The sequence below is a fragment of the Roseateles sp. P5_B10 genome, assembly GCF_056400485.1.
In genome coordinates this window covers 1-7,616 of the sequence record NZ_JBFULE010000205.1, presented here as the reverse complement: position 1 = coordinate 7,616, position 7,616 = coordinate 1, and the positions used below count along the sequence as shown (strand labels likewise).

Annotated in this window: 8 protein-coding genes; 1 reads left to right on the top strand and 7 read right to left on the bottom strand. The window is 69.1% G+C overall.

Features of this window, described 5'->3' with window-relative positions:
• Window positions 1–150 precede the first annotated feature (150 nt).
• Window positions 151–1,368 (bottom strand): hypothetical protein, encoded by a 1,218-nt coding sequence (locus AC1DU6_RS14355; RefSeq protein WP_457324514.1) that lies wholly within the window; start codon window positions 1,366–1,368, stop codon window positions 151–153.
• Between the two features lie 95 nt (window positions 1,369–1,463).
• On the opposite strand from AC1DU6_RS14355, the gene AC1DU6_RS14350 reads away from it, so the two are divergent.
• Entirely contained in the window at window positions 1,464–2,333 is an 870-nt protein-coding gene (locus tag AC1DU6_RS14350; protein WP_457324513.1) for an AraC family transcriptional regulator, read from the top strand.
• Window positions 2,334–2,339: 6 nt separating this feature from the next.
• Here the strand turns inward: AC1DU6_RS14350 and AC1DU6_RS14345 are convergent, their stop codons facing one another.
• The 6 genes from AC1DU6_RS14345 to AC1DU6_RS14320 all read right to left on the bottom strand — a co-directional run.
• Window positions 2,340–3,014 carry a hypothetical protein gene (locus tag AC1DU6_RS14345; protein ID WP_477857873.1) on the bottom strand — a complete coding sequence of 225 codons (675 nt, stop codon included), beginning with the start codon at window positions 3,012–3,014 and terminating at the stop codon, window positions 2,340–2,342.
• 6 nt (window positions 3,015–3,020) lie between these two features.
• Window positions 3,021–4,361 (bottom strand): hypothetical protein, encoded by a 1,341-nt coding sequence (locus AC1DU6_RS14340; RefSeq protein ID WP_477857872.1) that lies wholly within the window; start codon window positions 4,359–4,361, stop codon window positions 3,021–3,023.
• Window positions 4,362–4,375: 14 nt separating this feature from the next.
• Entirely contained in the window at window positions 4,376–4,933 is a 558-nt protein-coding gene (locus AC1DU6_RS14335; RefSeq protein WP_457325474.1) for a GNAT family N-acetyltransferase, read from the bottom strand.
• A 14-nt stretch (window positions 4,934–4,947) separates the two neighbouring features.
• Complete coding sequence (locus AC1DU6_RS14330) at window positions 4,948–6,045, bottom strand: DegT/DnrJ/EryC1/StrS family aminotransferase (protein ID WP_056196522.1); 1,098 nt, start codon at window positions 6,043–6,045, stop codon at window positions 4,948–4,950.
• A complete protein-coding gene (locus AC1DU6_RS14325; protein WP_235531951.1) occupies window positions 6,042–7,013 on the bottom strand; it encodes a WxcM-like domain-containing protein in 972 nt (323 codons plus the stop codon). Before AC1DU6_RS14325 ends, AC1DU6_RS14330 begins: the two co-directional genes overlap by 4 nt.
• A 30-nt stretch (window positions 7,014–7,043) precedes the next feature.
• The coding region (locus AC1DU6_RS14320; RefSeq protein ID WP_477857869.1) for a TolC family protein at window positions 7,044–7,616 on the bottom strand (573 nt) is incomplete at its 5' end.

Sequence of the window (7,616 nt, the reverse complement as noted above, 5' to 3'; positions counted from 1 at the left end):
GCCACAGGTCGAGCGCTGCTGGATCGTCGGCTTGGCGCCGCAGCTGGTCGTCAAGATTGATCAGCGCGATGCTGCCCAGGGTGGTGGTGGCTGGCGGCGCGGCGCACCCTGAGAGAACGGCAATGGCCAGGGCGACAAGCGTGTTGCGGTTCATGGCGCGGACAGGAAGGGGAAAGCTGTGGTGGAGTGCTCGTGGTCGTCCTGCGTGACACCGTCGTCGGCGACATCTGGCGTGCCGCGGATCAGCAGCGAGCGGAACACGGCATTGACGTTCTGCAGCGGCGTGCGACCACCGCAGTCCGCCAGTGGCGGCGCCCCCAAGGCGCTGCGCTCGACGGCGAGGTAATGCAGGCAGCGCGTCTGCCGGCTGTCGACCCAGAGGCGGTCGTCGGCCAGCAGCTCGGCCAAGCGCTTGTAGCGACCGGGCGTCGCGTCCTGCGCATCGGCCAGCCACTGGTTGCCGGCCACGCCATCGAAGCTGTCATACAGCGCCAGGTTGCGGCCGATCTCGGTGGCAAAGCCTGGCCAGCCGGCGGGGTCGGCGCGGTTGTAGGCCTCCTTCAGCAGGTTGGCGATGTCTTCCTCGCCGACGGTGGCCAGCAGGGCGTTGCCGGTCAGCGCGCGGCCCATGCGGTCGATGGGTGCGCCGGGCGGCGGTGGTTCATTGGCCGGCGCGAGCTGGCGGCGCTCGCTGCGGCCCCACACGGCCAGCAGCGGGCCGCCGGTTTTGACGAGGTCGAGGTCAACCGAGACAACGATGGCCGAGGTCGTCCACCCCGCCAGGAAGTTGCGCGCCGGGCCGCCCTGAGTTTGGCCCCAGAGCTGGGGAAGGCGTTTGAGCGTCTCGGCATCGAAGCGGCGAAAGCCGCTGGCGTCCTGCGGTGCCTGGCCAGCCTGGATGGCAGCACCAGCGGCATTCAAGGCGCTGCGCGTGCCGCGCACGTTGTTGAAGTAGGGGTCGTCGCGCAGGCCGGCGAAGACGCGAAAGCGCCCGCCCCGACCTGCCAGGCCCTGTGGGCTGCTGACGTCGCCCTGCAGGCGATCGGCGCGGCCGGCCCAGCAACTGGCGGCGCCCGCGGCGTCGAACTGGCAGACCAGGCGGGTGGTGGCCGAGGTGCGGCCCAGGGCCTGGCCGCTGTCGACGTGGAAAACATACTGGACCTGGTCGGAAAAGCGTTTGCCGACGATGTCCATGACGAGATTGAGCCGCTTGCCGTCAGCCGAGGTCCAGGCGAAGAGATCGCCAATGTCCGCAGCCGGGTCGGCGATGACGGTGGGCGTGTCGAGGTGGTCGGCGGCGAAGGCGGGTGCCGTGGCGAGTGCGGCCAGCCAGACGGAGCGAGAGAGGAGGGTGAGGAGGTTTTTCATGGCACGCAGCCTAGGGAAGGCCGCCGCAGAAAACTTGGCAAAAACTGCGATGCCTGCTGACAGCTTCTGCACATCCGCCCTCCTACGATGCGCCGATGTCCCTGCCCCCGCACTCCCCGGCCGAGGCCGAGCGCCGCTACCGCCCGCTGCAGCGCGGTGCCGGGCTGCGGCTGATGCATTGCCAGTGCCGCGCCGGCCGGGGCGAGCGGGCGGTCGACGAGGAGCATCCGGCCTTCTCGATCACGCTGGTGGACCGCGGCCAGTTCACCTATCGCACGCGGGCCGGTGGCGCCCTGCTCAACGCCGGCTGGTTGATGCTGGGCAATGTCGGCGAGGGCTATGCCTGCTCGCACGAGGACAGTGATGGCTCGGGTGACGACTGCACGGTGCTGTCACTGTCGCCAGACCTGCTCGAGCAAACGCTGGGCGCCCTCGGTGTCGCCAAGGCGGCGAATCGCTTCTCACGGGCCTGCCTGCCGCCGCTGCCGCGGGTCGCCGCCCTCTTCCAGGGGCTGGACACTGGCGGCGACGAGGGTTTCGCGCTGGAGGAAGCCACCCTGGCCATCGTGTCGCAGGTGCATCGCGCCCTGATCGATGGCGAAGCCCCGGCCGCCTTGCCACGACAGGATGAGCGTGCCCGCGCGGCAGCGCATTGCATCGAGACACGCAGCGCCGAGGCGCTGACCCTTGATGAGGTGGCCCAGGTCGCCGGCCTCAGCCCTTTCCATCTGCTGCGCGTGTTTCGCCAGTCCATCGGCGTGACGCCGCACCAGTACCTGATGCGCACGAGGCTGATGCATGCGTTGAGCCTGCTGCGCGACACCCGCCGGCCGGTGACGGATGTGGCCTACGACACCGGCTGGGCCGACCTGTCAAATTTCAACAAGGCCTTCCGTCGCGAATTCGGCTGCTCGCCGCGCAGACTCAGGGGCACGGGCCGTCGAGAGATCTCTCTCGAAGCCTGAGCGGGCCTACTCGCCCCACTTGCCGATGTACTTCTTGTAGTTCTCGATCCAGCCGTTCGAGCCGAAGCCACCCTCGCTCTGGTGGGTGATGGCGATCGGCCAGGTGGCCAGGCGCAGGCCGGCGGTGCGGGCGCTGCGGCAGAAGTCCATGTCGTAGAAGTGGAAGTCAAAGCGCTCGTCAAAGCCCACCTGCCTGGCACGCAGCGTGTCGCGCCTGGCGGCAAGCAGCACGCCATCCAGCAGTTCGCATTCCGCCGGCACGGGCCCGAAGGCCGAGATCTGGCCGAAGGGGCCGGTACCGTGGGAGACGATGCCACTGAGGTTGGCGCGGTCGTCCCATTCGAACTTGGTGGTCGGGAAGGCCCRGGACGGCTGCATCGGCGCGCGGCGCTTGTTGCCGGCGACGCCGATGACGTCAAAGGCGTGCAGGGCCGCCATCACATGCTCGTAGAAGAAGTAGTCATCCAGCCAGACATCGTCGTGGATGAAGGCCAAGACTGGCGCCGCGTCGGCCGCAGCGATGCGCTCGTTGTAGAGGATGGGCAGGCCGCGGCTGTTTTCGAAATAGACGCGGGGCAGCAGGCGGTCGTCATGGGTCATGCGGCGCAGCGACAGGCCCAGGGCGGACTTGCCCCAGAACTCATCGGGCGTGCAGCGGGTGGCGCAGACGAGGTCGATCACGAGGGGCTAGCGAAGGTAGAGGGCCAGCGTGTCGCAAGGCGGGTTGCGCACCGGTGGGCAGGGAGCCGTGCGGCGGGCGTTGTTGAGCGCATAGGCCAGCTCGCGCGGGTGGTGCCATTGCTCGTAGAAGCGGCGCGAGGCCCGGGACTGCTCGGCCAGGGACTCAGGCGTCTGCGCGGCCAGCACGCGGATGAAGTCGTCCGGCGTTTCCCACCACAGTGCTTCCTCGTAGATGAGGTCGCGCGTGGAGTGGTGTTTGGACAGCGTGCTCTGCTGGATCAGCACCGGCAGGCCCGCGCCCTGGGTTTCGACCAGGCCTTTGGCCCCCTGAAAGGGAAAGGACGAGATGCACAGGTCGACATCGCCGTCGCGCAGATGGTTCCAGAGGCTGCGCACCGGCGGTTGGTATTGGAAGCGCGCCGGGTCAACGCCGGCGCCGGTCAGCCGGTCGCGAAAGGCGTCGATGACGGGGCCGGGCAGCATGCCGATGTGCAGGTGCGTGCCCCCCACCTCGGCCAGGCGGCGCAGGATGACGTCCAGATAGTCGTAGCGCGCCGGGGCGATGAACTTGCCCGCCGAGCCGTGTGAGCAGGTGCGCAACTCGCCACCGGCCATGAAGGCATGCCCCGCGCGGGCGCCCTGGTCAGGCGCGGTCAGCGGCCAGTAGACCGCGTGGTGCACGCCCAGAAAGTGCTGGCATTTGTGGAAGGACAGGTTGGTGCAGTCCACATGCAGCGCATGCGGCAGGTAGACGCCCAGGGCCATGTCGTGGTCGGCATGGTGGAAATAGGCGATCTCGCGCGCCACGCCCGGCTGCGCGGCCCCGACCGCGGCCACGTCGTAGTGGTGATGGAACAGCGTCAACAGCCCGGGCTTGAGCGTGGCGAGCTGCAGGTGCAGCCACTGGAGCTTGTCGCGCAGCTGCATGGGCGGCGCCAGCAGCATCTGCACCGTGGGCGGCAGGTCGGCCAGGAAGTTCTGCAGGGGCAACTCGCGCTCATGCAGATTGGTCACCACCACGACATGGGTGAGGTCGGGCCGGGCGCGGATGACGTCCTTCAGCGCGAGCGAGTGGCCGCCCTGGCCGTCGTACAGCTCGGTGGCCACGTGCACGGCGAGGTGGTCGTGATAGCTCTCGGGGGTTGCCAGGTTGAGCTGGCGCGCGGCCAGGGCGCCCGCTGCCAGGCAGAAGCGGTCCATCTCGGCGGAGCCGAAGACCAGGCCCTTGGCCCGCGGGTCATTCAGCAGCGCGATGACGGTGTTGCTGAGTTCCATCAACATCGCCGGCCAGTCGCCCGCGGCCTGCAGGCCATCCAGGCGCTGCACCAGGTTCAGGTATTGAGTCATTGAGGGACCGGGGGTCAGCGCGCGATGACGGCGATGCCGTCGGGCAGGTATTTCCTGTACTTCTCGAATGAGGCCTCCATGGCCTCGCGGGAGATGGCGTAGAAGTAGTCCTCGCCCTCCTCCCGCGTGCGCACGGCGCCGAAGCGCTCGTGGAATTTCCAGACCGACTCGTTGCCCACTCTCACGCTGAAGTGCGAGGCGGTGAAGCCCAGGCTCAGGGCATAGCGGTAGACCATCAGCGCCGACTCCACCGCGAAACCGCTGGGACGGTCGTCGGCCAGGATCCAGGAGCCCCAGGAAAAGGAGTCGCCCTGCGGGTCATACAGCCGCACGGTGCCGTGCCGGGTGCCGGCGTGGTCCTCGATGATGAAGTAGACCTGGCTGTCATCGCCGGCATAGGCCTGCAGCCAGGCGCGCTGCGCGGCCACGTCGGACGAGGTCTTGGAGAGGTACTGGCCTTTGACCGGATCGGTGCGCAGGCCGACGATGAACTCGGCATCATCCACCGTGGCGTCACGCAGGACGATGCTCTTGCCCAGCACGCGGGCGGGCTTGACCAAAGTGATCGGCATGGCGGCTCCTTTGCTCAGGTCAGCGCCCGTACGGTGCCGATCAGCTGGTCCACCTGGGCGTCGGACATGCCGGGCCACAGGGGCAGGCTCAGCACTTCGCGGTGGATCTGCTCGGTCAGCGGCAGGCTGCCGACGGCCATGCCCAGTTCGGCATAGGCCGGCTGCAGATGCGGTGGCACGGGATAGTGGATCAGCGTGCCGATGCCGCGCTCGGCCAGGGCCTGCTGCAGGCGATCGCGCTCGGGATGCCGGATGACGAACAGGTGCCAGGCCGGCTCGGCCGGCTCGGGCACGAAGGGCAGCACAAGGTTGGCGCCAGCGAGGCCGTCCAGCAGCCTCGCGGCGATATGCCGGCGCTGCTGGGTGAGCGCGTCCAGGTCGGGCAGCTTGGCCGCCAGCACGGCGGCCTGCATCTCGTCCAGGCGCGAATTCAGGCCCTTGACCTCGTTGTGGTACTTGACCCGAGAGCCATAGTTGCGCAGCACGCGAACGCGGTCGGCCACGGCGGGGTCGTTGGTCGTGAGGCCGCCGCCGTCGCCCATGGCACCGAGGTTCTTGCCGGGGTAGAAGCTCCAGGCCGAGGCATCAGCCTGGCTGCCGACGACGCGGCCGCCCCAGCGCGCGCCGTGGGCCTGGGCGCAGTCGTCCAGCACGCGCAGGCCGTGCTTGCTGGCGATGGCGTTGATGGCGTCCATGTCGGCCGGCTGGCCGTAGAGGTGCACGGGCAGGATGGCGCGGGTGCGCGGCGTGATGGCCGCCTCGATGCGTGCCGGGTCGATGTTGTAGGTGCGCAGGTCGGGTTCGACGGGCACGGGCGTGGCGCCGCACTGGCTGACGGCCAGCCAGGTGGCGATGTAGGTGTTGGCCGGCACGATGACCTCGTCGCCCTCCCCCACGCCGAGCGCCAGCAGGCCCAGGTGCAGGGCGTCCAGGCCGTTGCCCAGGCCCACGGCATGGGCCGCGCCGCAATAGGCCGCCCACTGCGACTCGAAGGCTTCCAGCTCGCGGCCGAGGATGAACCAGCCGCTGCCGGCCACGCGGCTGAGCGCCGCGTCAATGGCCGCGCGCGAGGCGGCATAGGTGGGTTGCAGGTCCAGAAAGGGCAGCTTCATGCGGGCGCGTTGCCGACGGCGGCAAGGAAGTCGTCGTAGTCGCGGATGTAGTCGCCCGCGTCGTAGGTGTCCGAGGCCAGCACCAGCAGCACGGCATCGGGCGAGAAGCGGTACTGGATGCCCCAGACCATGGGCGGGATGTGCAGCCCGACCTTGGGGCTGTCCAGGCGCAGCTCGTCGCGGTGCTCGCCATCGTCCAGCACGATGGTGCAGCTGCCTTTCACGCAGATGAGGAACTGATGGCAGGCCCGGTGTGCGTGCTCGCCGCGCACCTCCTCATTGGGCACGTCGTAGACGATGAAGAAGCGCCGCGGCGTGAACGGCAGGTGGGCGTCGATCTCGCCGAAGCTCAGCGCACCGCGCAGGTCGACGATCTTGGGCAGCGCATGCAACCGTGCACCGCGCGCCTGCAGGGCGGGCAATGCGTCGCCGAGCCGATGCGCGGAGATGGCGGGGCCGCTGACCTGGACCTCGGGCGTGTCGAGGTAGCCGACGATGTGGGCCGGGTTGCCGGCAACGATGGCTCGCGGCGGCACGTCGCGGGTGACGACGGCGCCGTCCGTCACCAGCGCCCCCGGGCCGATGGTCAGGCCGGCCTGGATGGTGGCATTGGCGCCGATGCTGGCACCCGCGCGAACGCGGGTCTTGAGGAACTCCGTGGGCTTCCTGCGGCTGCGCGGCGCGGGGTCGTTGCTGAAGGCAGCGTTGGCGCCGACGAAGACGTCATCCTCCAGCGTGATGCCGTCCCACAGATAGACCCCGCACTTGACGGTCACCCGGTCGCCAACCGCCACCTCGTTCTCGATGAAGACGTGGTCGCAGACGTTGCAATCGGCGCCGATGCGGGCGCCGGGCAGGATGTGGGCGAAGGCCCAGACGCGCGTACGCGGCCCGATCTGCGTGGACTCGACCAGGGCGTGCGAGTGCACAAAAGCGCCGCTGCCATCCATCATCGATTGATCTCCCATGCTTGGACTGTTCAGTATCCCTCGGCCGCGTCAGCGCAAGGGCGCCGCCACACCGCGGCCCATGCTCCAGATCAGCGCGACGATCTGCTGCGCGTCGAACATCGCGTTCACATGGGCGACCCGCATCGAGTAGTAGTCGCCCTCGGCGGCCATCACGTCGAACAGCGAGCGGCGGCCGAGCTGCTGCCACTGCTGCAGCGTCGACGCGCGCACGCGGTCGCTGTTGCGCAGGATCTCGACGATGYGCCGGGCGCGATCCAGCGTGGAAGTGCCGACCTCGTTCATCTCCAAGAGGCGGTAGCGCTTGGCCTCGATGGCCTCGTCGCGCTGCAGCACGGTGGCCCGGTAGCGCTGCACGGCGGCACTGGCCTGGGCGTGGGCGCCGGGCTGGAGGATGGGGATGGTGACGGACACGCCGGCGCCAACGTCGTTGGAGCGCGACTCGCCGGGGCCGCTGCGGAACATCGCGCTGGCGCTGCCGGTCAGGTTGACCGTCGGTTTCTGGCCCGCAATGACGGACTCGGCAAAGCTGCGCTGCGAGCGCGCCTGGGCCTCGGCCTGGGCGACGTCGGCGCCGAGCAGGATGTCGCTCTGCATCTGCTC